The 23,395-nt window shown below is 61.7% G+C and carries 19 protein-coding genes; 15 read left to right on the top strand and 4 right to left on the bottom strand.

What is annotated here, in order from left to right; translation table 11 throughout:
• Positions 1 to 5: 5 nt before the first annotated feature.
• Positions 6 to 1,190, bottom strand: coding sequence for a lipid-transfer protein (locus FSY45_RS02680; RefSeq protein ID WP_046460721.1), 1,185 nt, complete (start codon positions 1,188 to 1,190; stop codon positions 6 to 8).
• A gap of 125 nt (positions 1,191 to 1,315) precedes the next feature.
• Between FSY45_RS02680 and FSY45_RS02675 the strand changes: the two genes are divergently transcribed.
• From FSY45_RS02675 to FSY45_RS02620, 12 genes are all read left to right on the top strand, one after another.
• Positions 1,316 to 2,335 carry an AraC family transcriptional regulator gene (locus FSY45_RS02675; RefSeq protein ID WP_012837849.1) on the top strand — a complete coding sequence of 340 codons (1,020 nt, stop codon included), beginning with the start codon at positions 1,316 to 1,318 and terminating at the stop codon, positions 2,333 to 2,335.
• Between the two features lie 88 nt (positions 2,336 to 2,423).
• Positions 2,424 to 3,071 (top strand): TetR/AcrR family transcriptional regulator, encoded by a 648-nt coding sequence (locus tag FSY45_RS02670; protein WP_223305635.1) that lies wholly within the window; start codon positions 2,424 to 2,426, stop codon positions 3,069 to 3,071.
• On the top strand, positions 3,071 to 3,961 hold the full coding sequence (locus tag FSY45_RS02665; RefSeq protein ID WP_046460723.1) for an SDR family oxidoreductase: 891 nt from the start codon (positions 3,071 to 3,073) through the stop codon (positions 3,959 to 3,961). The genes FSY45_RS02670 and FSY45_RS02665 overlap by 1 nt, the downstream gene beginning before the upstream one ends.
• Positions 3,958 to 5,601 carry an acyl-CoA carboxylase subunit beta gene (locus tag FSY45_RS02660; RefSeq protein WP_046460724.1) on the top strand — a complete coding sequence of 548 codons (1,644 nt, stop codon included), beginning with the start codon at positions 3,958 to 3,960 and terminating at the stop codon, positions 5,599 to 5,601. The genes FSY45_RS02665 and FSY45_RS02660 overlap by 4 nt, the downstream gene beginning before the upstream one ends.
• A 50-nt stretch (positions 5,602 to 5,651) precedes the next feature.
• Positions 5,652 to 6,830, top strand: a complete 1,179-nt coding sequence (locus FSY45_RS02655) for an acyl-CoA dehydrogenase family protein (protein WP_046460725.1) — start codon at positions 5,652 to 5,654, stop codon at positions 6,828 to 6,830.
• A gap of 10 nt (positions 6,831 to 6,840) precedes the next feature.
• The gene (locus tag FSY45_RS02650) at positions 6,841 to 7,674 is read left to right on the top strand and encodes an enoyl-CoA hydratase/isomerase family protein (RefSeq protein WP_046460726.1); all 834 of its coding nucleotides are present in this window, start codon (positions 6,841 to 6,843) and stop codon (positions 7,672 to 7,674) included.
• Positions 7,671 to 9,644, top strand: a complete 1,974-nt coding sequence (locus FSY45_RS02645) for a biotin carboxylase N-terminal domain-containing protein (RefSeq protein WP_003069774.1) — start codon at positions 7,671 to 7,673, stop codon at positions 9,642 to 9,644. The genes FSY45_RS02650 and FSY45_RS02645 overlap by 4 nt, the downstream gene beginning before the upstream one ends.
• Positions 9,641 to 10,783 carry an acyl-CoA dehydrogenase family protein gene (locus tag FSY45_RS02640; protein WP_046460727.1) on the top strand — a complete coding sequence of 381 codons (1,143 nt, stop codon included), beginning with the start codon at positions 9,641 to 9,643 and terminating at the stop codon, positions 10,781 to 10,783. Before FSY45_RS02645 ends, FSY45_RS02640 begins: the two co-directional genes overlap by 4 nt.
• Positions 10,784 to 10,885: 102 nt before the next feature.
• Positions 10,886 to 11,752: a 3-keto-5-aminohexanoate cleavage protein gene (locus tag FSY45_RS02635; protein WP_003069778.1), complete on the top strand. Its 867-nt coding sequence runs from the start codon at positions 10,886 to 10,888 to the stop codon at positions 11,750 to 11,752.
• A gap of 18 nt (positions 11,753 to 11,770) precedes the next feature.
• Positions 11,771 to 13,312 (top strand): class I adenylate-forming enzyme family protein, encoded by a 1,542-nt coding sequence (locus FSY45_RS02630; protein WP_046460728.1) that lies wholly within the window; start codon positions 11,771 to 11,773, stop codon positions 13,310 to 13,312.
• Positions 13,309 to 14,112, top strand: coding sequence for an SDR family oxidoreductase (locus FSY45_RS02625; protein WP_003063298.1), 804 nt, complete (start codon positions 13,309 to 13,311; stop codon positions 14,110 to 14,112). Before FSY45_RS02630 ends, FSY45_RS02625 begins: the two co-directional genes overlap by 4 nt.
• 63 nt (positions 14,113 to 14,175) lie before the next feature.
• Positions 14,176 to 15,765 carry a class I adenylate-forming enzyme family protein gene (locus FSY45_RS02620; protein ID WP_046460729.1) on the top strand — a complete coding sequence of 530 codons (1,590 nt, stop codon included), beginning with the start codon at positions 14,176 to 14,178 and terminating at the stop codon, positions 15,763 to 15,765.
• Between the two features lie 54 nt (positions 15,766 to 15,819).
• Here FSY45_RS02620 and FSY45_RS02615 read toward each other — a convergent pair whose 3' ends face one another.
• Positions 15,820 to 16,620 carry an SDR family oxidoreductase gene (locus tag FSY45_RS02615; protein ID WP_046460730.1) on the bottom strand — a complete coding sequence of 267 codons (801 nt, stop codon included), beginning with the start codon at positions 16,618 to 16,620 and terminating at the stop codon, positions 15,820 to 15,822.
• Between the two features lie 310 nt (positions 16,621 to 16,930).
• Here FSY45_RS02615 and FSY45_RS02610 point away from each other — a divergent pair, with 310 nt between their 5' ends.
• The 3 genes from FSY45_RS02610 (at position 16,931) to FSY45_RS02600 (ending at position 20,170) form a co-directional block, all read left to right on the top strand.
• Positions 16,931 to 17,689 (top strand): SDR family NAD(P)-dependent oxidoreductase, encoded by a 759-nt coding sequence (locus FSY45_RS02610; protein ID WP_046460731.1) that lies wholly within the window; start codon positions 16,931 to 16,933, stop codon positions 17,687 to 17,689.
• Positions 17,690 to 17,698: 9 nt separating this feature from the next.
• On the top strand, positions 17,699 to 19,162 hold the full coding sequence (locus FSY45_RS02605) for an NAD(P)/FAD-dependent oxidoreductase (RefSeq protein WP_003063291.1): 1,464 nt from the start codon (positions 17,699 to 17,701) through the stop codon (positions 19,160 to 19,162).
• A gap of 66 nt (positions 19,163 to 19,228) precedes the next feature.
• Complete coding sequence (locus FSY45_RS02600; RefSeq protein ID WP_003063290.1) at positions 19,229 to 20,170, top strand: alpha/beta hydrolase; 942 nt, start codon at positions 19,229 to 19,231, stop codon at positions 20,168 to 20,170.
• Between the two features lie 257 nt (positions 20,171 to 20,427).
• Here FSY45_RS02600 and FSY45_RS02595 read toward each other — a convergent pair whose 3' ends face one another.
• Positions 20,428 to 22,434: a U32 family peptidase gene (locus FSY45_RS02595; RefSeq protein ID WP_003063288.1), complete on the bottom strand. Its 2,007-nt coding sequence runs from the start codon at positions 22,432 to 22,434 to the stop codon at positions 20,428 to 20,430.
• A gap of 59 nt (positions 22,435 to 22,493) precedes the next feature.
• On the bottom strand, positions 22,494 to 23,228 hold the full coding sequence (locus tag FSY45_RS02590) for an NUDIX domain-containing protein (RefSeq protein ID WP_039048458.1): 735 nt from the start codon (positions 23,226 to 23,228) through the stop codon (positions 22,494 to 22,496).
• Positions 23,229 to 23,395 lie beyond the last annotated feature (167 nt).

Below are 23,395 nucleotides of genomic sequence, written 5' to 3'. Positions count from 1 at the left end.
CTCCTTCAGACGCGCTCGTAGAGGGTGACCACGCAGGCGCCACCGAGGCCGAGGTTGTGCTGCAGCGCCAGGCGGGCATTGGCAACCTGGCGCTGATCGGCGCGGCCGCGCAGTTGCTGCACCAGCTCCGTGCACTGGGCAAGGCCGGTGGCGCCCAGCGGGTGGCCCTTGGACAGTAGGCCGCCCGAGGGATTGGTCACAAACTTGCCGCCATAGGTGTTGTCGCCGTCACAGACAAACTTTTCCGCGCCGCCCACAGGGCACAGGCCCAGGGCCTCGTAGGTCAGCAATTCGTTCTGTGCAAAGCAGTCATGCAGCTCCACTACGTCCACGTCCTGGGGGCTGATGCCGGCCTGTTCATAGACCTGGCGCGCAGCGTCCTGTGCCATGCTGAAGCCCACCACTTCACGCATGTCGTGGGCCTCGAAGGTTCTGGGACTGTCCGTGGTCATGGATTGGGCGCGGATGCGCACGCTGTGGTCCAGGCCATGCTTGAGCGCATAGGCTTCCGACACCAGCAGGGCCGCCGCCGCGCCGCAGGTCGGTGGGCAGGCCATGAGCCGGGTCATGACGCCCGGCCACATCACGGGAGAGGCCATGACCTCCTCCTCTGACACCTCGGTGCGGAACAAGGCCAGGGGATTGCGCGCTGCATGGCGGCTGGCCTTGGCGCGGATCTTGGCAAAGGTGGAAAGCTGCGTGCCGTACTGATCCATATGCGCCTTGCCTGCTCCGCCGAAGTAGCGCAGGGCCAGTGGCACGCCGTTATCGCCGACCAGGGCATCGGTTTCCGCTTCGAATCGGTCAAAGGGGCTGGGCCGGTCGCTGAAGACCGAGCCCAGTGCGCCAGGGGTCATCTGCTCGAACCCCAGGGCCAGCACACAGTCGGCAGCGCCGCTGGCCACGGCTTGACGTGCCAGGAACAGTGCGGTGGAGCCGGTGGAGCAGTTGTTGTTGACATTGATGATGGGAATGCCGGACATGCCCACCTCATACAGCGCTCTCTGCCCGGCGGTGGAGTCACCGTAGACATAGCCCACATAGGCTTGCTGTACTGCGTCATACGCGAGGCCTGCATCTGCCAGCGCCAGGGACGTGGCGCTGGAGCCCATCTGGAAGTAGGGATCACTCTTTCCGGGCTTGGCAAATGGAATCATGCCTACGCCGGCAACAAACACATTGCGACTCATGGGGGCTCCTTGGGAAAGTGGCAAACAGGTGTTGGGCAATGAGAGCCATCGTAGGAATTACCGATGCGCAAACCCATTGCCGAGCGCATCTTTCGTATGTCAAAAGACCTCAATGTGATCTGTTCATGGCTGCTGCTTCCATCATTCCTTTCACGATCTCCATGGCGTTGGTGCGGGGTATTGCTGCCGGGGTGAGAAGACGCGGCCATGACTGCGAGGAGCTGCTGCTGCGTGCCGGCATAGCCCCTTTGCTGCTGGCGCAGGACGGCGCCAGAGTCACGGCAGACCAGTATGTGGCGCTGATGTGGCGAGTGGTGGAGATGCTGGGGGATGAGGCCATGTGCCAGTTCTCCAGACCGCTCAAGCGCGGCAGCCTGGAGCTGATTGCGCGTCAGGCCCTGTCAGGGCATGGAATGGAGACCGCGTTGCAGCGCATGTGCCAGGCCCATGTGCTGCTGCAGGATCAGGTGGATGTGCAACTGGTGCGTGATGGAGCGCTGGCGGGCATTGTGCTGCGCCCTGTGGGCGATGAGCCCTTGCCCAATTTCCTCTATGAGTTTTCCCTGCGCGTGCTGTGGCGGCTTACTGCCTGGCTGATGGGCGGAACGCTCAAGGTGCAGCACTTCGACTTTGCCTTCGGCCAGCCTGATTACGCCAACGACTACGGCGATACCTTTCCTGCGCCCTTGCATTTCGGTCTACCGTTTTCGGCATTCTGGTTTGATGCGCGCAAGCTCGCCCGTGTCTGCAGTCGCGACGAGCAGGCACTGCAGACCTTTGTGGCCAGCTGGCCGGCGGCAGCCATCATGCCGCCGCGTACGGGAGAAGGTGTGGATGCCCGTGTGCATGCCCATTTGCTGCAGTCGCGTCCGCAGTGGGCGGGGCTGGAAGCCACGGCCGCCGAGCTGAACATGTCGGCCCCTACGCTGCAGCGCAAGCTGGCGGCTGCGGGCACCTCCTTTCAGGCCATCAAGGATGAGCTACGCCGAGACATCGCGGTCTCCCGTCTGGGAACCAGCAAAGTCAGTTTTACGGAGCTAGCGGCAGACCTGGGGTTTGCCGACGCAGCGGCGTTTCAGCGTGCCTTCAAGGGCTGGACGGGCAGCTCGCCAGGCCTTTACCGTGCCAGGCCGGTTGAGAGCTGATTGCTTGAAAACCCTTGCGTACAAGCCCTAGTTATTTTTACAAATCAAATGATTGGTAAAAATAGCAAAGGCCGATATGCTGCGTCTCATGCAAACAAGTCATGAAGCAGTCATAGCAAAAAAGCGCGGTCGCGGCAGGCCACCCAAATCGGCCGATGAGCGCAATGAAAGCATGCGTCGTGGCGAGCTGGTGAAGGTCGCGGCGCAGCTGTTCAGACAGCGCGGATTTCACGGCACCAGCACACGCGACATCGCCGCAGCCGCAGGCATGCAGCCAGGCTCCCTGTTCTATTTTTTCGAGAGCAAGGAGGCCATCCTGCATGCGGTCATGCGTGACGGAATGGCGCAGGCTGCAGCGAGTCAGGCCGCCGCGCTCGATGGGCTGACAGCGCGTGCCAGCGGTGTGCAGCGCCTGCGGGCCCTGGTGCGCAATCACCTGCAGATCATGGTCGGCCCAGAGAGCGACTTTATCCCCGTCATGCTTTACGAATGGCGGCTGCTCAGCGAGGAGCAGCGTGTGGATGTGGGGGCGCAAAAAGACGAATACGAGGCGCAGTGGATGCCTGCACTGCAGGCGCTGCATCACACGGGAAAGCTCAAGGCCAGTCCCGAGATTGCGCGCCTGTTGATCTTCGGTGCGTTGAACTGGACGGCTCAATGGTTTACCGAGGGCCGCGGGCTGACGCTGGATGAGTTGACCGAGCAAGCCCTGGCCTTATTCATTGGAGAGCGCTGATGTACCGATCCGTATTCCGTGCCGCATTGTTTGCGGGGCAGGTGGTTGTGGTGACCGGTAGCGGCTCGGGCATCGGCCGCTGTGTTGCGCACGAGCTGGCATCCCTGGGCGCCACAGTTGCCTTGGTGGGACGCAATCAGGACAAGCTGGCTGCTGTTCAAGCCGAGCTGCAGCAGGCCGGAGTATCGGAAGATAGAGTCAGCCGGCACAGAGCGGATATACGGGATGAGGCTGCCGTCAAAGCCCTGGTGACCGAGGTTCTGGCCCGCCACGGGCGCATCGACGCCCTGGTCAATAACGCGGGTGGGCAATACATCGCACCTCTGGCCAGCATCGGAGCCAAGGGCTGGCAGGCCGTGCTGGACACCAATCTCACAGGCGGCTTCCTCATGGCGCGCGAATGCTTTGTGCAACACATGGCAGAGCATGGTGGCTCCATCGTCAACATGGTGGCCGATATGTGGGGCTCCATGCCGGGCATGGGGCACAGCGGTGCGGCGCGAGCAGGCATGGTCAGCTTGACCGAGACGGCTGCTGCGGAATGGGCGCCCCATGGCGTGCGTGTGAATGCGATAGCTCCAGGCTACATCGCCTCCAGCGGCATGGATCATTACCCACCCGAAGCGGCAGCCATGCTGCGCAAGATGCCCGCTACTGTGCCGGCGGGGCGCTTTGGCAACGAGGCCGAGGTTTCCGCCTCCATCGTGTTTTTGCTCAGTCCCGCAGCCAGTTTCATCAGCGGCACGGTGCTGCGCGTCGATGGCGCCCGTCCCCAGGTGCGCATGGGCATGGGGCCGGTGGCCGCCAGTGCCGAGGTGCAGCAACGCGGCGCAGTGCGTGCATTTGACGGCTTTTCTCTCTACCAGACTCCCAAGGTGTTTCAGTCATGAGCGTCTTTGCATCGCAATGGAATGCAGCCGGCGAGCAGGCGCAGCAGCGCCGGGCCGCCACGCTGGCGCGCATCGCCGCGCTGCGTGAGCTGGAGCAGCGCGCAGCGCAGGCATCGCAGCGCTCCAAGCCGCAGTTTGAAAAGCGCGGCCAGTTGCTGCCGCGCGAGCGCGTGGCCTTGCTGCTGGACCCGGGTGCCCCCTGGTTGCCGCTGTGCTCACTGGCAGGCTATCTGCAGGACAGGGCAGACCCTGAAAAATCCGTGCCCGGCGGCGGCATGTTGGCGGGCATCGGCTTTGTCAGCGGCGTGCGCTGCATGGTCGTGGCCAGCGACTCGGGCATCGAGGCGGGAGCCATCCAGGAAAAAGGCCTGGACAAGATGCTGCGCGTGCAGGAGATCGCGCTGCAGAACAAGCTGCCCTTTATTCATTTGGTGGAGAGTGCAGGCGCCAATCTCATGCGCTACCGCGTCGAGGGCTTTGTGATGGGCGGTGCCTTGTTTCGCAACCTGGCGCGGTTGTCGGCCGCAGGTTTGCCTGTCATCACCGTGCAGCATGGCTCGGGCACGGCTGGCGGTGCCTATATGCCGGGGTTGTCGGATGTGGTCATCATGGTGCGCGGTCGCTCGCGTGCCTTTCTGGCCGGGCCGCCCTTGCTCAAGGCGGCGACCGGTGAAATTGCGACCGAGGAAGAGCTGGGTGGTGCCGAGATGCACACCAGTGTCTCGGGGCTGGGCGAGTATCTCGCGGAGGACGACCGCCAAGCCCTGGGCATGGCACGCGCTGTGGTGTCTCAGCTGTCTCAGTGGAAAAGGCCTGAAGCGCTTGATATATCCAAACGGGAGGCTATTGGCTCAGGAATCGTCGAGCCGCTTTACCAGGCCGATGAGCTCTTGGGGCTGATGCCGGCACACCATCGCGAGCCAGTGGATATGCACGAAGTCATGGCGCGGCTGGTCGATGGTTCCGAGCTGCTGCTGTTCAAGTCCGGCTACGGTGCGGCCACGCTGTGTGCGCAGGCGCATATCGGGGGCCATGCCGTGGGCCTGATCTCCAACAACGGTCCCATCGATGTGGCTGGTGCCAACAAGGCTGCGCATTTCATCCAATGGATGTGCCAGCTCGGTCATCCCATCATCTATCTGCAGAACACCACGGGCTATATGGTGGGCAAGGACAGCGAGCAGGCCGGCATGATCAAGCACGGCAGCAAGATGATCCAGGCCGTGACCAATGCCACCGTGCCGCAGATCACCATCCAGTGCGGGGCCAGCTTCGGTGCGGGCAACTACGGAATGTGCGGCCGCGGCTATGCGCCGCGCTTTCTTTTCAGCTGGCCCGGCGCCAAGACGGCAGTGATGGGCGGCGAGCAGGCCGCCAGCACCATGCGTCAGGTCACCGAGGCCGCCATGGCACGCAAGGGGCTGCCTGTGGATGCCGAGCTGATGCAAAAGCAGTACGACCAGATCGTGGCCATGTTCGAGGCCCAGGCCGATGCGCTGGTGACCAGCGGGCTGCTGCTGGATGACGGCGTGATCGACCCGCGCGACACCCGCGAAGTGCTCTCGTTCTGCCTGCAGACCTTGCACGAAGCGCAGCAGCGCACGGTGCGCCCCATGCAGTTCGGGGTCGCGCGCATGTAGTGCCGCACCTTTTCCCTTTTCTTCCAAACAGGACTCGACGGAGACAAGCCATGCAATGGACCCATGAACATCTGGAAGTGCGCAAGACCCTCAAGCGCTATATCGACGAGAAGATCAATCCTCATGTCGATGAATGGGAGCAGGAGGAGATCTTCCCGGCGCACCAGGTGTTCAAGGGGCTGGGCGATCTGGGCCTGCTGGGCCTGACCAAGCCAGAAGCCTATGGCGGCTCGGGGCTGGATTACTCTTACAGCCTGATGATGGCCGAGACTCTGGGCCATATCCGCTGCGGCGGCGTGCCCATGGCCATTGGCGTGCAGACCGATATGTGCACGCCCGCACTGGCACGCTTTGGCAGCGATGCCTTGCGCGATCAGTTTCTGGCGCCCGCCATCGCGGGCGATATGGTGGGCTGCATAGGCGTGAGCGAGCCCGGTGCGGGCAGCGATGTGTCGGGTATCAAAAGCCATGCCCGCAAGGATGGCGACGACTACGTCATCAGCGGCCAGAAGATGTGGATCACCAACAGCATTCAGGCGGACTGGATGTGCATGCTGGTCAACACCGGCGATGGACCGGTGCACAAGAACAAAAGTCTCATCATGGTGCCGCTGCGGGAGGGCCCGCGCGGCAAGCTGACCAGAGGCGTGGAAGTGGCGCAGAAGCTGCGCAAGATCGGCATGAACTCCTCGGACACGGGCCTGCTGTTCTTTGACGAGGTGCGCGTGCCGCAGCGCTATCTGGTTGGGCAGGAGGGGCAGGGCTTCATCTATCAGATGCAGCAGTTTCAGGAGGAGCGGCTCTGGGCCTCGGCCAGCGGCCTGCTCGCCATGGAGGACTGCATTCAGCAGACCATCGAGTGGGCACAGCAGCGGCAGATGTTCGGCAGCACCCTGATCGATCAGCAATGGGTGCAGTTCAAGCTGGCCGAGCTGCAGACCGAAGTCGAGGCGCTGCGAGCACTGACCTATCGTGCCGCTCAGATATATATGGCGGGCCAGGATGCGCTGCAACTGGCCAGCATGGCCAAGCTCAAGTCGGGGCGGCTGACGCGTGAAGTGGCCGATACCTGTCTGCAGTTCTGGGGTGGCATGGGCTTTACCTGGGACAACCGCGTCTCGCGCCTGTACCGCGACGGGCGTCTGGGCTCGATAGGCGGCGGTGCCGACGAGGTCATGCTGGGCATCATCGGCAAGACCATGGGGCTGATCAAGCGCCAGGCGCACTGAGGAGCGGCGCATGACCCAGGTGCTTGAAATCGAACGTCTTCCCTTGGGCAGCGGCTTTGTGGAATGGTGGCGACTGAACTCGCCGCAAACCCGCAATGCACTGACTGATGAGGTGGTGCAAGCCTTGCGCGATCACGCCGCCAGAGCGCAGAAGGATTCACTGCTGCGCGTGGTGGTGCTGTTCGGCAACGGCGGGCATTTCTGCGCGGGTGGGAGCCTGGGAGGCTTTGCCAGCAGCATAGGCTCGCCGCTGCCTGCGGGCGCACAGGACCCGCTGGTTCAGGTCAACCGCGAGTTTGGTCATCTGCTGCAGCAACTGGCAGAGTTGCCCCAGTTGCTGATCGCTGCCGTGCAGGGCGCAGCCATGGGCGGCGGTGTGGGGCTGGTCTGCGTGGCCGACTGGGTGGTGGCGGATCAGCAGGCCGTCTTTGCCACACCCGAGGTGACGCTGGGCATTGTGCCCGCGCAGATCGCGCCGTTTGTGCTGCGCAGGCTGGGCGACGGTTCTGGGCGTCAATGGCTGCTGGGCGGTCAGCGCTGGTCCGCAAGCCAGGCGCAGGAGGTTGGCCTGGTGCAGACCGTGATCCAGGCCACAGACGCTGCCCATTGGCGCGAGCAGTTGCAGCATCAGCTTGAAATCTGCGTGCAGACCGCACCGCAGGCGGTGGCTGCCACCAAAAAATTGCTGGCAGCGATTGGCGGGCAAAGTCTGGATGCATCGCTGAACCAGGGCGCGCAGGTCTTTGCCAGTGCACTGCGCAGCGCTGAGGCAGGGGCGGGGCTCAAGGCCTTTTCCAGCAAGCAGCCCGCTCCCTGGACCTGCATTGCAGGAGGCACATCATGAAGCGCATTCTGATTGCCAATCGTGGCGAGATTGCGCTGCGCATCATGGCTACGGCCAGGCGCATGGGCATAGATACCGTGGCGGTGTACTCGGATGCGGATGCAGGAAGCCTCCATGTGCAACAGTCCACACAGGCCTATGCACTGGGCGGGCTGACATCGGCACAGAGCTATCTGGACATGCACAAGCTGCTGGCGGCTGCCAAGGCAACAGGGGCCGATGCCGTGCACCCCGGCTACGGCTTTCTCAGTGAGGATGCCGGCTTTGCCCAGGCCGTCCAGGAAGCGGGCCTGATATGGATTGGCCCGCCGCCGGCGGCGATTCGCCAGCTCGGCAGCAAGGCCGCCGCCAAGCAACTGGCCAAGGCCCATGGCGTGCCCTGTCTGCCGGGCTACGAAGGCGATGACCAGTGTGACGCGCGCTTTGCCGACGAAGCCGCCATGATTGGCTACCCCGTCATGGTCAAGGCCGTGGCCGGTGGGGGAGGACGCGGCATGCGGCTGGTGGAAAGTGCCCAGCAATTGCATGCCGCTCTGAACAGCGCACGTTCCGAAGCATTGGCTGGTTTCGGCAATGGTGACTTGCTGGTGGAGCGTGCCGTCATGCATCCGCGCCATGTGGAGGTGCAGGTGTTTGCCGACGGGCATGGCCATGTGATTCATCTGGGGGAGCGCGACTGCTCGGTTCAGCGCCGCCACCAGAAGATCATCGAGGAATCCCCCAGTCCGGCCGTCAATGTCGAGCTGCGAGAGCAGATGGGCAACTGCGCCGTGGCCTTGGCCAAGGCCGCAGGCTATGTGGGTGCGGGTACGGTGGAATTCCTGGTCGAAGGCCGGCAGTTCTATCTGATGGAGATGAATACCAGGCTGCAGGTCGAGCATCCTGTGACCGAGGCCTTGACGGGCCTGGATCTGGTCGAGTGGCAGATTCGCGTGGCGCGTGGCGAAGCCTTGCCGTTGACGCAGCAGCAGGTTCGGCTCGACGGCCACGCCATCGAGGTGCGGCTGTGCGCCGAAGACGAGAACTTTCAGCCACATGCCGGCGTGGTGCGGCATTTCTCGCCCCCCGAGGCTGCCATCTTCAGCCGCGCGCCGCTGCGCTTTGACCACGCATTGCACATCGGCAGCGAAGTCACGCCCTATTACGACGCCATGCTGGGCAAGCTGATCGTCCATGCGCCAACGCGGGAGCAAGCCATCGACCGGCTGATTCATGCGCTGGGCCGGCTCAGGGTGCTGGGCTTGCCGACCAACCGCGCCTTTCTGATTGAATGCCTGAACGACGAGGTGTTCAGGCGCGGTCAGGCTCTGATCTCCTATCTGGCGGGCGATGCGCCACGCTTGCAGCAGCAGCTGCGAGAAAAGGAAGCTCTGGCGCACCAGCACTGGGGAGCGCTGTGCGCCGTGGGCCAAAGGCCGGGGCCGCTGGCTTGCAGTTATGCCCAGTTGCGCAAGCTGCAGCACCGGGGCCGGACACAGGAGCTGACCCTGAGGCCCGAGACCGCACAAAGCTGGCTGCTGCAGTGGCATGGCGCCGAGCCTGCGCTGCTGCAGGTGGACGAGTTGTTGGGCGATGGCTGGCGAGCGAGATGTGAGGGCCTGACCCAAACCGTGCAGGCCGTGCAACTGCCCGCCGGGCAGGGCGGCTCGCGCTGGCATCTGCAGGCCGGCGGCGTGGACTGGTGGCTCGAAGATGTGAGCTATGCCCCGCCCGAGAATGCGGCAGCAGCGGGCCAGACTGCAGAACTGCGCGCGCCGTTCAACGGCCGTGTGGTGCAACTGGGGGCGGTGGCCGGGCAGGCGCTCAAGGCCGGCGATGTGGTCGTGGTCATCGAATCCATGAAGCTGGAGCACAGTCTGAGCGTGAAGGCCGACTGTCGGGTCGAGGCCGTGCTGGTCAATGCCGGCCAGCAGGTGGCGCCGGGTCAGGTGCTGCTGAAACTGGCGCCCATGTCTGGAGGTCCTGCATGACGGATGCTGCTGAACGTGAAATGCTCTATGACCTGGTGCGTCGCTTTGCGCGCGAGCAAATCGCCCCCCATGTCACGGCCTGGGACGAGGCGGGCGAGTTCCCGCGCCAGCTCTATCGCCAGGCCGCCGAGCTGGGGCTGCTCGGCATTGGCTACCCCGAGGAGCTCGGTGGTACTGCGGCTACACACAGCCTGCGCGCAGCTCTGTGGCTGGCGCTGTGCCGCTACGGCGGCAGTGGCGGCGTGCTGGCCAGTCTGCTGTCGCACAACATCGGCCTGCCGCCCGTGGTGGCTCTGGGTAGTGATGCGCTCAAGCAGCAGGTGGTGCCCGATGTGCTCTTGGGCCGCAAGATCGCGGCGCTGGCGATTACCGAGCCAGGCGGCGGATCGGACGTAGCGGCGCTGCGTACCAGGGCCAGGCGCGATGGCCACGAGTATGTGATCGAGGGCGAGAAGACCTTCATCACTTCGGGCATGCGTGCGGACTGGATCACGGTGGCGGTGCGCACGGGCGAGGAAAGAGGTGCATCCGGCATCTCCCTGATCCTGGTGCCTGGCGGCAGCGAGGGTTTGAGACGCAGCCCGTTGCACAAGATGGGCTGGCAATGCTCGGACACGGCCCACCTGTTGTTTGATGGCGTGCGCGTGCCGGCCAGCAATTTGCTCGGCGCCGAGGGCGAGGGTTTTCGCGCCATCATGCAGAACTTCAACGGCGAGCGCCTGGGCATTGCCTGTGGTGCACTGGGCTTTGCCCAGGCCTGCTATGACGAGGCGCTGGCCTGGGCCCAGCAGCGCCAGACCTTTGGCGTGACGCTCAATCAGCATCAGGTCATACGCCACAAGCTGGTGGACATGCAGCAGCGCCTGCGCAGTACCGAAGCCTGGCTCAACGCCGTCTGCGCACGTGCCGATGGCGGCGACAGCGGTGCGGATTGGGTGGGCGAGGTCTGCGTGCTCAAGAACCACGCCACCCAGACCATGCAGTTCTGCGCCGATACGGCGGTGCAGATTCTGGGTGGCATGGGCTTTATGCGCGGCACGCTGAGCGAGCGCATCTACCGCGAAGTCAAGGTGCTGACGATTGGCGGCGGCACCGAGGAAATCATGAAAGAGCTGGCCGCGCGCCAGTGGCGTATCTAGCGCGGCTGTTGCAGCGGCCTCAGCCGTTGCCGGGAAATTTGAGCGAAATCAGCCTGAAACGCTTGTGAATGAAGCGTTATCAGCTTCTATCCAAGGAGCGATATGTCCGACAAAGCCATTATTACCTGTTCCATTACCGGGGTACTGACCGATCCGAATCAGCATCATGTGCCCGTGACGCCAGAGCAACTGGCGCAAGAGGCGCGCCGAGCCTACGACGCAGGCGCATCGGTGGTTCATGTCCACTTCAGGCGCCAGGAGGAGGGCAAGGGTCATCTGCCCAGCTGGGATCCGGCAGTGGCCAGGGCCTGCGTGGATGCCATGCGTGCAGCCTGCCCCGAGCTCATCATCAATCAGACCACTGGCGTGGTCGGCCCCGACTACCAGGGACCGTTGGATTGTTTACGTGCCACGCGGCCAGAGATGGCGGCCTGCAATGCGGGCTCGCTCAACTATCTCAAGACCCGCAGCAATGGAAGCTGGGCCTGGCCGCCCATGCTGTTCGACAATCAGCCCGCCAAGGTGCAGGACTTTCTCGATGTGATGGCAGAGACCGGCACATTGCCCGAGTTCGAGTGCTTTGACGTGGGCATCGTGCGCTGCGTGGGCATGTATGTGGAAACCGGCATGTACCGAGGCCTGCCCGAATACAACTTCGTGATGGGGGTGGAGTCCGGCATGCCGGCAGACCCCGATCTGCTGCCCATACTGCTCAGGCTCAAGATCAAGGATGCGCCCTGGCAGACCACGCTGATTGGGCGCAGCGAGATCTGGCCCACCCATTTGCGCACAGCCGAGCTCGGCGGACATCTGCGCAGCGGACTGGAAGACACTTTCTATCTGCCCGACGGCAGCAAGGTCACATCCAACGCTCCGCTGATAGAGCAGCTGGCTCGCTATGCGCGTGATGTGGGCCGTGAAGTCGCCACTCCCAGGGAGGCCAGGCAGATGCTGCACCTGGCGGCCTGAATCGGGGAGAAGTCACAGATGAACGCTTGTACTCCTCCTCGGACCGTGGCGCAGGCACTGGCGCAGACCGTAGCCGACCATCCCCACAGGAATGCCTATATCGACCAGGGGCGCAGCTACAGCTGGCAGCAGGTGGATGTCATGGCCAGCGCCTGGGCTGCCCATCTGTCCTCGCTGGGCCTGCGACCCGGTGATCGCATCGGCATCATCCTGCCCAACGGTCTGCCCTGGGTGCTGAGCTATCTTGCGGCGGCGAAGACGGGGCTGGTCGTGGTGGGCCTCAGCGTCCGATACCGCGATGCCGAGCTGGACTTCATGCTGCAGGACAGCCAGGTCAAGGCCGTGCTTGCGCCGCGCGAGTTTGCCGGCTTCGACTACCAGAACACTCTGGCGCAGGCCCGTCGGCGTTTTGCGGCGCTGGAGCATCTGCTGTGGGTGGATGAAGGATTCGAGCAAGCGCTGCGGTCCGGCGCGAAAGCCTTGCATGAAGGCGACGGTCCTGCATCGGATGACCTGCTGATGATCATCTACACATCCGGCACCACGGGCAGGCCCAAGGCAGCGGGGCTGACGCATCGCTCTCAATTGGGCTCAGCGCTGGCGCAGCATGCGCATGTGAAGGCTGCGGCGGAGGATATGGTGCAACTGGCCATGCCGCTCAACCATGTGGGCGGCATTACCTGCGGCGTGCTGACCATGTTGCTGGCGGGCGGCTGCTGCGAACTGGTGCCCATGTTCAGCCCCGAATCCGTGTTGAGGATGGCGCAAAAGCGTCCGCCGACCTGGCTGGTGGGCGTGCCCACCATGCTGACGCTGCTGCTCATGCATCCGCTTCTGGCAGAGGTGGATATGAGCCGGCTGCGCCTGATTGTGGTGGGCGGATCGAATGTGGAGCCGGTGTTGCTGCAGCGGCTGCAGCAGCAGTTTCCGGGCGTGAACATCATGAATCTCTATGGTCTGTCCGAGACTTCCGGGGCCATCGCGATGACACCCTGGCAGGCGGATCAGCAAGCCCTGCTGCACAGCATAGGCAAGCCGCTGCAAGGGGCGCAGCTGCGCGTGGCCGGGGCCGATGGCGAAGAGCTGCGCAGCGGCGAGGTGGGGGAGCTGTGGTTTCGTGGTGCAGGGGTGATTCCGGCCTATGTTGGGCAGCAGCAGGACGAAGATGCTTTTGCCGGCGGCTGGCTTCATTCGGGTGATCTGGGGTTTGTGGATGAGCAGGGCCTGATCCACCTCAAGGGGCGGCAAAAAGACATGTTCATACAGGGCGGCTTCAACGTCTATCCCAGCGAGGTGGAGGGCGTGATTGCCAGTCATGCAGGCGTGCTGATGGTCGCCGGCATAGGCGTGCCGGACCCCGTGCTGGGCGAGGTGGGGCGCTACTACATCGTGATCAGACCTGATGCCAGCGTGAGCGAGGAGGAACTGCTCACGCATTGCCGCCAGCAGCTCGCTGACTACAAGCTGCCGCGCCAGCTGGTGTTTCGCACCGAGTTGCCATTGACCCCGGCAGGAAAGATCCAGAAAGCCTTGTTGCGAGCAGAGGAGTGCTGTTCATGAATGTGCAATTTGATTTTTCGGGCCGCCATGTGATGGTGTTTGGCGGCACCACAGGCATCAACCTGGGCATTGCCCAGCACTACGCGATGGCAGGAGCCCGGGTCTCGGTCGTCAGCCGCAAGCAGGCCAATGTGGACGCGGCCCTGGCGACGCTGGGGGCGCAGGCCTTTGGCGTGGTAGCCGATGTGCGCGATGAACAGGCGGTGGCAGCGGCGCTGGCGCAGGCCGTGGCTTGCCACGGGCCGCTCGACGTGCTGGTATCTGGTGCGGCAGGCAACTTTCTCGCGCCTGCCCAGCAGATGTCGTCCAACGCTTTCAGGGTGGTGGTGGACATTGATCTGCTGGGCAGCTTTCATGTCGCGCGTCAGGCACTGGCGCACTTGCGGCAGCCCGGGGCGAGCCTGATCTTCATCACCGCGCCGCAGTCCACCGTCCCCATGATGTACCAGGCCCATGTCTGCGCCGCCAAGGCGGGAGTGGACCATCTGGCGCGGGTACTGGCGCTGGAGTGGGGCGCCAAGGGCATTCGTGTGAACGCCATTTCTCCCGGCCCCATCGAGGGCACGGAAGGCATGCGCCGGCTGGCCCCGCAGGGAGCTGAAGGAGACGCTCTGGTACGCAGCATGGTGCCGCTGGGGCGCATGGGAACGACCGCGGACATTGCCCAGCTGGCCCTGTTTCTGGGCAGCGATGCGGCCAGCTATATCTCCGGCACGGTCATTGCCTGTGACGGCGGGGCGCAGGGCCAGCTTTCGCCCATGGTTGCTGCCGCCGCGATGGCCATGCCGCAGCAGGATTAGAGACACAACAAGAAAAAGCGTGGGTTATGGGTTCCGGGTTGCACACTATCAAGGAGACAAACCATGATCGAGATGAGTCTGACGAAGGAGGCACGGGGCATCCGGCGCATTGCGCTGGGTGATCTGCTCTACCGCAGTGCGCGCAAGTCTGGCAGCCGCACTGCGCTGGTCGATGGTGCTGAGCGCATCAGCTATGCCGAGCTGGATGCGCGAAGTTCGCGCTTCGCGCATTACTTGCTGTCGACGCTGGGTACGGGCAAGCAGATCGGCATGCTGTGCGCCAATTCCATAGACATGGTGGTGGCCTGCAATGCCATTCACAAGGCGGGGCAGGTGTGGGTACCTGTCAATATCAAGCTGGAGGTATCGAGCATCGACTACATCCTGCGGCATGCTGAGGTGTCGGCAGTGGTGCTCGATCAGGAGTTGCTGGCCCTGCCCGGACTGGCCGAAATTCTGCAGCAATTGCAAGTGCCTCTCATCATCACGCGCCTGCAAATGCATCAAGTGCAGCAAGGACTGCCGGGCATATCGCTGATACAGGCCGAGGCAGGCCAGTCCGATGCTATGCCCGAGGTTGATATTGACGACAACCAGGCGGCCTTGCTCATGTATACCAGCGGCACCACGGGCAATCCCAAGGGTGTAGTGCATTCCCATCTGTCGGTATATGCGGCGGTCAAGGGCAATATCGACGAGATGAAATATGGCGAGGCCGATGTGCTCAGCGGCTGGTTGCCTCTGTTTCATTGCGCCCAGCATGCGCTGGTGCAGACTGCGCTGGCGGCAGGCGCTTGCACCGTGCTCACGCGGCAGTTTGTGCCGGCGGAGGTAGGGCAACTAGTGATGAAGGAAGGTGTGACGATCTTTGTCGGACTGCCCCTGATGTATGCCGCGGTGCTGGCCGATCCGGGTTTCGCGCCCAGCACCATCCGGCAGTGCATCTATGCCATGGCGCCCATTCCCAAACCCTTGATCGCCCAGATTGCGCAGCGCATGTGCCGCAATATCTCTCTAGCCACGGGGCAGACCGAGATATATCCGGCCACCATGACTTTCCACCCCTTGCTCAACGCCGAATGCGATGCCAATTTCTGGGGGCGCTCTCTGAGCACTTGTGAGACCGCCGTTATGGATGACGATGGCAATCTGCTGGGAGCGGGTCAGGTCGGCGAGATCGTGCATCGCGGCCCCAATGTCATGCTGGGTTATTTCAAGGACCCCAAGGCGACGGCAGAGGCACAGAAGTTCGGCTGGCACCATACCGGCGACCTGGGCATGTGGGACGCACAGGGACGGATGGAGTTCATAGATCGCAAGAAGGACATGATCAAGACCGGCGGCGAGAACGTGGCCAGCGTGAAGGTTGAAGCCGTGGTGCTGGCGCATCCGGAGGTGGCGGCCGCCGCCGTGTTCGGTCTGCCGCACCCCCACTGGAGCGAGGCGGTCTGTGCCTTTGTCATGCGCAAGCCGGGGGCTCAGGTGGATTCGGAGTCGATACTGGCCCATTGCCGCAATCATCTCAGCGGCTTTGAAGTGCCAAAACTGGTCCATTTTGTGGAGGCCTTCCCGTCCACGGCGACGGGCAAGGTGCAGAAAAACGTGATGCGACGCCAGTTCGAGCAGGTGGCCAGAGAGCTTTGGGGCACCTGATATCCGGGTGTGCCCCGCAAATGCTGCCAGGGCCTGCAAAAGCAGGCTCTGGTTTCACTCTGCGGTCTCCTGCGTCCAGGACAGTACTGGGTCGGCTCGCGTCTCGATGAGCTTGTTGCGGGCCTTGAGCAGCGGGTCCAGCATTTCCGGCTGAGGCACGATCCAGTATTCACCACGGTCAATGGCAGCAAAGACGCGGTTGGCGAACTCCTCGGTGTCCATGCCGTTTTCGTCGAGCAAATGGGTCATCATGCCGTGAAATTTTGCCGACGCCGCGTCAGGTGCTTCTCGGAAGATGGCTGTCCTGACGGGGCCTGGTGCCAGCAGCGAGACCTTGATTTGCGGATCAATGGCCGCGAGTTCGCCAGCCAGACCTTCGGTCAGCGCGACCACTGCGAACTTGGTGGCGGAGTAGGGGGCCATCATGGCGCTGGGCAGAAAACCGCCTACCGATGCTGTGTTGATGATGCGGGCAGGCCGGTTGGCCTTGAGCAGACGCGGCACAAAAGCGCGCAAGCCATTGACAATGCCGTTGACGTTGACTTGCCAGGCCTGCTGCCACTTGGCATCGCTGATCTCCCAGCTATTGCCGGTGCTGAGAACGCCTGCGTTGTTGAACAGCAGATCGACCTGACCGAAAGCTGCATAGGCCTTGTCGGCCAGTGTATCCAGCGACGCCTGGCTGGTGACATCGGTGGCCACGGCCAATGCCTGATCTCCCAGTTCCAGCGCGACTTTCTCAAGACCCGCCTGGTCGCGGTCTGCAACCACGACCTTCATTCCAAGAGTGACTGCCTTTTTGGCAAGGCCTGCACCAATTCCACTGGCTGCACCGGTGATGACTGCAACTTTCATGATTTCCTCATTGGCTAAATACGAATGGATTAAAGCATTTTCGGCTTATCTATATTTCTCACGAATTCCCGCTTGACAGTTATTGAAGGTGTTTACAGTCTTTATTGATTGATTAAATGGGAAGACCTGCTTGACATATAAAAAATCCGGGCACAGTACGTCCGAATGAATTAATGGTTTCTACTAGGGACTGTAAACACAAACTTATTTTGTAAAGAGGAAAAATCAGAGTGATTTGAATTTGAAAAGAACAAAGAATCTCAATCCTCATCGCCAATTGGTGGCGGTCAGCCAGTATTGAGGTTTGAAAATGAATCCATTCATCAGTGGTTTGGAAGGAAAAGTGGTTCTGGTTACAGGTGGTGCCTCGGGCATAGGCCTGGCCAGCGCCCAGGCCCTGGCAGCCAGCGGAGCCAAGGTGGTGTGTGCCGATCTTCAGCAAAGCCAGGATTTGCCGCAGGGCTGCGAATTTCGCAAGCTTGACGTGAGCAGCGAGAAGCTGACCAATGAGTTGGTTACTTACATGCTGGACCGCTATGGGCAGATTGATGGGCTGGTGACTTCTGCTGGCATTTCCCGCGTGGGTGATCTGGAGAGCATGCCCTTGCAGGAGTGGGAGCAGGTACTGCAGGTCAATTTGACGGGGACCATGCTCAGTGCTCGTGCTGTGGCCAGCCACATGAAACAGCGTGGTCAGGGCTCCATCGTCACCATCGTCACCATCGCCAGCATCAACGGAATGCTGGGCAACCCGACCAATCTGGCCTATTGCACCTCCAAGGGGGCTGTGATCCAGATGGTGCGCAGTCTGGCATCGGATCTCGGTCCTTACGGGGTGCGGGTCAACAGCATCAGCCCCGGCTATATCCATACACCCATGACCACCATGCTTGATGAACTGCCTGTAGGCCGGGCTTTCGAGGCCATGCATTTGCTCAAGCGGGCGGGCAGGTCGCAAGAGGTGGGTAATGCCGTGGCATTTTTGCTTTCCGATATTTCTTCATTTATTACCGGGGTCAATCTTCCGGTAGATGGTGGATTCTCTGCAGCAAAAGTAATTAATATTTAAGGAATTCCAATGAAATATGACGTCATAGTGATTGGTTGCGGAATGTCCGGAATTCTGGCTGGTATTCATCTGAAGAATAGCGGGAAGAAATTCATTATTCTGGAAAAGGCCGGGACATTGGGGGGGACCTGGCGGGATAATACTTATCCTGGCCTGACTTGCGATGTGCCATCGCACGCCTATACCTATTCTTTCGAGCCCAACCCCGAATGGTCTCGGGTACTTCCGCCCGGAGCCGAGATTCAGCAGTATTTCGAAGGCGTGTTCAAAAAATACGGTATTGCCGATTTTTCGCAGTTCGGCACCGAAATCACGCGTGCCGAATGGACGTGCGATGCATGGACGCTGCAGGATCAGCATGGCAAGCAATACCAGGGCAAGGTGGTGGTGGCCGCCACAGGTGTGCTGCACCACCCCAACTATCCGCAGATCAAGGGCCTGGAGGAGTTCGAGGGAGACATGATTCACAGTGCGCGCTGGGATCATTCTGTACCGCTGGACGGCAAGAGGATCGCCGTCATCGGCACGGGATCAACGGGCGTGCAAATTGTCTCGGCACTGGCGTCGCGTGCCAGGGTGCGACATTTTCAGCGCACGGCCCAATGGATTTTTCCGGTCGAGAATCCAGCTTTCAGCGAAGAGCAGCGTGCCGAATTCCGCAGCAACCGCGATCTGCTGGTTTATCTGCAGCGCGAACCCACTTATGTAGCCAATGTGGAGCGCTTTACCGAGGGTGTGCTGGATCCGAATTCGGAGCAGATTCAGGAAATTCAGAAAATCTGCCAGGACAACCTGGATGGCTCTGTTGCAGACGCAGCCTTGCGTGAAAAACTGCAGCCTCATTACCGGGCTGGTTGCAAGCGCCTGATTTATTCTCCCGACTATTACAAGGCGATCCAGCACCCCGATTCCGAGTTGATCACCGAAGCTATTGCCAAGGTCGAGAAAAAGGGAGTGCGTACCAGCGACGGCGTGCTGCATGAGGTGGACATCATCGTCCTGGCCACGGGATTCAAGGCCGACCGCTATGTGCGCCCCATGAATGTGACGGGCCTGAACGGAGCCACGCTGGAGCAGGCCTGGAGCGATGTGCCCACGGCATACAAGTCCATCTCGGTGCCGGGCTTTCCCAACTTTTACTTCATGAACGGGCCGACCTCTCCCGTGGGCAACTTCTCGCTGATCGATACCTCGGAAATGCAGTGGGGCTATATCTCGCAGCTGATAGAGCGTGGTCAGCAAGCCGGTGTGGCAGGGCTTTCGGCCAGGCCCGAAGCCCTGGCTCAGTACGACCAGGAGCGCTTGCAGGCCGCCAAAGGCTCGGTCTTCGGCTCGGGCTGCAACAGCTGGTACCTGGACAGAAACGGTGTGCCCAACACATGGCCCTGGTCGCAGTCGCGCTTCAGGCAGGAGATGAGTGCGCCGGTATGGCAGGACTATATCCACCACCAGACCGAAGAGCTTGTGGCCTGAGTGCCGTCTTGCGCCCGTCCTGGCCTGTCCTGGTCGGGCGCGCTCCATCAACTTCAAGGAGTCCCAATGCAGATACACCCAGAAATGGCTGCTGTGCTGGAGCAGTTCAAGGATGCTCCGCCCATGGATTTTGTGGCCACTCCGGTGCCCGAAATCCGCAAGCTCATGGACCACATGGCCTTTCCGCCTGCCGACCTGCCCATGCATGAGGTGCGCGAGATCGACATTCCCGGTGGCGATGGCCAGCCGCTCAAGCTGCGCCTGTACCGTCCCGGCACCGCGCAGGCAGCGCCGGTCATGGTCTATTTTCACGGCGGTGGCTGGTGCATAGGCACGTTGGAAACGCATGACAATCTGTGCCGCCACCTGGCGCGTATAACCGGCATGAATATTGTGTCGGTCGATTACCGGCTGGCTCCCGAGCATGTCTTTCCTGCCGCGCTGGACGACGCCTATGCCGCCACGCGCTGGGTGGCACTGCATGCGGCCGAGCTGCATTGCGATGCGCGGCAGCTGATGGTGGCGGGCGACAGCGCGGGGGGCAATCTGGCCGTCGCCACCTGCCTGCGCGCAAAAGAAGACGGCTGGAGAGGCATATCCCAGCAACTGCTGTTCTATCCGGTCTGCGATGCGCATATGGATGCGCCATCGCATGCGCTTTATGGGCAGATGCCGTTTCTCACCACCGAAGCCATGGCCGCGATGTGGCATCACTATCACCCTGCCAGGCCTGCACATCCACTGGCCTCCATCATGCAGTACCCCGATCTCGCTGGTTTGCCGGCAGCGGTGCTGGTGACGGCGGAGCTGGACATATTGCGCGACGAAGGAGAGGCCTTTGGCCTGCGCCTGCAGCAGGCCGGCGTACCCGTTTCCAGCCTTCGTGCGCAAGGCATGTTGCATGGGTTTGCCAACTTCAGCACCCTGGTGCCGGCAGTGGCAAAGTTGCTGCAGGAGGCTTGTACAAAGCTGTCTTTTGGCAAGATATCGGCTGTTGGACAAGCCTGATACATGCAACTGTTCATGTATACAGTTATGTGTGGTGGATGCCTCAGTTTTATCCCCGCATCATGTGGACGCTCTTGTGGAAAACTATGCTTTCAAGCCTTGAAACCCGCGCCAGATGGTGATTTGCACGGATTGCCTAAAAAATAGACGATTTGAGCAAAGGGATTGAACCGAGGGTTTTTACCAGTGGTTTTGAGGCTGTAAAAAAGCCCGCCAACCGTTGCCGGTGGCGGGCTTTTTTGTGGGCTCAAACGTGCTCAGGAAAGTTGCTGAGGCGTGGGGCGTGTGCGGTAGAACTGCATGGGAGACTCTTTCATTTCCTTGGCATGCTGGTTGAGCACCGACTTCTTCATCTTGCCAACCACATGCATCTCGCAGGGCTTGCAGTCAAAGCGCAGCGTGAGCTTTTCCTTGCCGTTGATCAGCTGCAGCGGCTCTGCCTTGATGGTGCCCTTGACGCCGATCACGCCCTTGGCCTGTTTGGGACACAGGCTCATCGAGAAGCGCACGCAGTGCTTGGTGATCATCAGCGAGACTTCGCCTTCCTCTTCCTTGCTCTCGTAGGCGGCGTCGATGATCTTCACACCATGCTTCACATAGAAGTCATGGGCCTTCTGGTTGTAGACATTGGCCAGATAGGTCAGTGTGTCTTCAGGAAAAGGCACGGGCGGCTCCACGGGCTTGGCGCGGGGCAGACGCACAAAGCCGTCGGCGCGGGCCTGTTCCAATGCGGCAACGGCATCGCGACGCAGCTGGTTGAGCACGGAGGCGGGTACAAACCAGGGCTGACTCAGGCTCAGTGAAATATCGTTCACCTCGAAAACCGTCGCGCCAAAGCGTCCCAGTTGCTCGCGCAGCGTGGCTTCTGCCTTGGCTGGGTCGGTGGCGCTCTGGTGCTCATGCGCGATGGCGGCAGCCCCGACAAACCCGTCCTCGTCGGTCAGCGTCAGCGCAAAGCCGGCAGCAGCTTCCTTGAACTCGGCCCATAGACCGATGCGGCGCTCGCTGGATTTTTTCTCCAGCGTGCGCACCCAGTCCATATCGCGGTTGCGGTTGATTTCCAGGCCCTTGCGCAGATCCTTGAATTCGGCAATCTCGTTTTTGGGGAAGACGCGCCAGATGCCTTTTTTGGCGCTCACGCATTCGGCACGGTTGATGTGCACGCCCACCAGTTCCTTTTGCAGATCGTAGTAGCACAGACCGTCGCCGTTGTGCAGCTCGGCGGTCTTGTCGCTGGTTTCGATCTCGAACCATTTGTCGCCGACCTGTGTCACCCAGCCTATGGCACGACCCGGTGTCTTGGGCGTGTCGAAGGCGCCGATGTCATCCTTGCGGCCGTTGACGAAGTAGTCTGTGAACTCGCGGTTGAAATTCTGATCCGGATCGGGTTCGAACGAGAAAGTGGTGCGGCCTGACGACGAGCGCGCCAGCGGCTGATCGGAGAACTCGCGCTCCTCGATGATTTCGTCGAGCAGCTTGCGGTAATGGGCCGTGATGTTCTTCACATAGCCCATGTCCTTGTAGCGGCCCTCGATCTTGAAGCTGCGCACGCCGGCGTCGATCAGCGCGCGCAGGTTATCGCTCTGGTTGTTGTCCTTCATGGACAGCACGTGCTTTTCGTGCGCGATGATGCGGCCGCTGGCGTCTGTCACCTCATAAGGCAGGCGGCAGGCCTGGTTGCAGTCGCCACGGTTGGCGCTGCGTCCGGTATGGGCATGGCTGATGAAGCACTGGCCCGAGTAGGCCACGCACAGTGCGCCATGCACAAAGTATTCGATGGTGGTGCGGCTCGGGTCTGTCGCGGCGCGCACGGCGGCAATCTGTTTCAGATCCAGCTCGCGCGCCAGCACGATCTGCGACAGGCCGGCGTCCTGCAGAAAGCGGGCCTTCTCGGGCGTGCGGATATCGGTCTGGGTGGACGCGTGCAGCTGGATGGGTGGCAGATCGAGCTCCAGCAGACCCATGTCCTGAATGATCAGCGCATCGGCGCCGGCGTTGTAGATCTGCCAGGCCATATCGCGTGCGCCCTGCAGCTCATCGTCGCGCAAGATGGTGTTGAGCGTGATGAAGATGCGGCTGCCAAAGCGGTGGGCATGCTTGATGAGCCGCTCCAGATCGCGGATGTCGTTGCCTGCAGTCGCTCGCGCGCCAAAGGCCGGTCCGCCGATATAGACGGCGTCCGCGCCATGATTGACGGCTTCGATGCCGATATCGGCGTCGCGCGCCGGGGACAGGAGTTCGAGCTGGTGGGGCAGGAGAGACATAGGGGCAGGATTATCTCAGCAAGCCCCGGTTTCGGCACAGCGGCGGGTAATCGCCTGTATCAATGGCCGCGTGGGCTGAATGTGCGCGGAAATACCACGGGCCCGCTGCGGTCCGCCAGCCGGTAGCCCATGGCGGGGCGGTTCGACACGCCTTCCACATGGCCGGCTTCGACCAGAAAGTTCGCTGCCAGCATGCGGGTGCGAAAGCCGCTTTTGTCCACGCTGCGACCCAGCACGGTTTCATAGACTTGCTGCAACTGAGGCAGGGTGAAGGGCTCGTTCAGCAAAAAAGCGGGCAGCGAGGTGTATTCGACCTTGCTACGCAGTCTCTCCACCGCCGCCTGCAAGATGCTGCCATGGTCAAACGCCAGTGCGGGCCGGCGCAGCAATTCATCCACTTCGAACCAGGCCACATCGGCCGCATTGGCGCCTTTGGTCAGTTGCAGTTCATGGGCGGGAATCAGCGCAAAGTACACATGGGTGGCCGACCAGCCACGCGGATCACGTGCCGCGCCGCCCCAACTGCCAAGCTGTTCCAGATAAGGGCTGTCCACACCCGTCTTCTCCTTGAGCTTGCGCGCGGCGCAGGCCTGCAGATCGGCATCGAGATCCACATTCACAAACCCTCCGGGCAGGGCCCAGAGGCCGGGAAATGGATCGTCTTCATGGCCTGGGCGTTGCACCAGCAATACATTCAAGCGGGCTTGCGCAATCGTGAAGATCACCACATCCACCGTGGTGTAGGGACGGGGAAAGTCCGGCGCTGGCTTGGAGTGACGCTGTGTAACGGTCATGAATCAGGCTTGACTGGATGAATGTTGGGTTGTATTGTACAACTTGCATAAGTTGTTCAATACAACTTATATCTGTAGCTGGAGCACAGTCCAAGCATGCAGACGAATGCCGACAAAGCCGGGTCCGGGTTTGCAACCAGGCTGTGGCACCGCGGAAAGTACGCCCA

The organism is Comamonas sp. Z1 (assembly GCF_008121555.1).
Classification (GTDB): Bacteria; Pseudomonadota; Gammaproteobacteria; order Burkholderiales; family Burkholderiaceae_C; genus Comamonas; species Comamonas thiooxydans.
The sequence above is the reverse complement of the archived record's forward strand: the minus strand, read 5'-3'. Positions and strand labels throughout refer to the sequence as shown.

Excerpts from the sequence above, each read along its gene's own strand:
- FSY45_RS02680 (WP_046460721.1), bottom strand. The coding sequence starts at position 1,190 with ATGAGTCGCAATGTGTTTGTTGCCGGCGTAGGCATGATTCCATTTGCC.
- FSY45_RS02675 (WP_012837849.1), top strand. The coding sequence starts at position 1,316 with ATGGCTGCTGCTTCCATCATTCCTTTCACGATCTCCATGGCGTTGGTG.
- FSY45_RS02670 (WP_223305635.1), top strand. The coding sequence starts at position 2,424 with ATGCAAACAAGTCATGAAGCAGTCATAGCAAAAAAGCGCGGTCGCGGC.
- FSY45_RS02665 (WP_046460723.1), top strand. The coding sequence starts at position 3,071 with ATGTACCGATCCGTATTCCGTGCCGCATTGTTTGCGGGGCAGGTGGTT.
- FSY45_RS02660 (WP_046460724.1), top strand. The coding sequence starts at position 3,958 with ATGAGCGTCTTTGCATCGCAATGGAATGCAGCCGGCGAGCAGGCGCAG.
- FSY45_RS02655 (WP_046460725.1), top strand. The coding sequence starts at position 5,652 with ATGCAATGGACCCATGAACATCTGGAAGTGCGCAAGACCCTCAAGCGC.
- FSY45_RS02650 (WP_046460726.1), top strand. The coding sequence starts at position 6,841 with ATGACCCAGGTGCTTGAAATCGAACGTCTTCCCTTGGGCAGCGGCTTT.
- FSY45_RS02645 (WP_003069774.1), top strand. The coding sequence starts at position 7,671 with ATGAAGCGCATTCTGATTGCCAATCGTGGCGAGATTGCGCTGCGCATC.
- FSY45_RS02640 (WP_046460727.1), top strand. The coding sequence starts at position 9,641 with ATGACGGATGCTGCTGAACGTGAAATGCTCTATGACCTGGTGCGTCGC.
- FSY45_RS02635 (WP_003069778.1), top strand. The coding sequence starts at position 10,886 with ATGTCCGACAAAGCCATTATTACCTGTTCCATTACCGGGGTACTGACC.
- FSY45_RS02630 (WP_046460728.1), top strand. The coding sequence starts at position 11,771 with ATGAACGCTTGTACTCCTCCTCGGACCGTGGCGCAGGCACTGGCGCAG.
- FSY45_RS02625 (WP_003063298.1), top strand. The coding sequence starts at position 13,309 with ATGAATGTGCAATTTGATTTTTCGGGCCGCCATGTGATGGTGTTTGGC.
- FSY45_RS02620 (WP_046460729.1), top strand. The coding sequence starts at position 14,176 with ATGATCGAGATGAGTCTGACGAAGGAGGCACGGGGCATCCGGCGCATT.
- FSY45_RS02615 (WP_046460730.1), bottom strand. The coding sequence starts at position 16,620 with ATGAAAGTTGCAGTCATCACCGGTGCAGCCAGTGGAATTGGTGCAGGC.
- FSY45_RS02610 (WP_046460731.1), top strand. The coding sequence starts at position 16,931 with ATGAATCCATTCATCAGTGGTTTGGAAGGAAAAGTGGTTCTGGTTACA.
- FSY45_RS02605 (WP_003063291.1), top strand. The coding sequence starts at position 17,699 with ATGAAATATGACGTCATAGTGATTGGTTGCGGAATGTCCGGAATTCTG.
- FSY45_RS02600 (WP_003063290.1), top strand. The coding sequence starts at position 19,229 with ATGCAGATACACCCAGAAATGGCTGCTGTGCTGGAGCAGTTCAAGGAT.
- FSY45_RS02595 (WP_003063288.1), bottom strand. The coding sequence starts at position 22,434 with ATGTCTCTCCTGCCCCACCAGCTCGAACTCCTGTCCCCGGCGCGCGAC.
- FSY45_RS02590 (WP_039048458.1), bottom strand. The coding sequence starts at position 23,228 with ATGACCGTTACACAGCGTCACTCCAAGCCAGCGCCGGACTTTCCCCGT.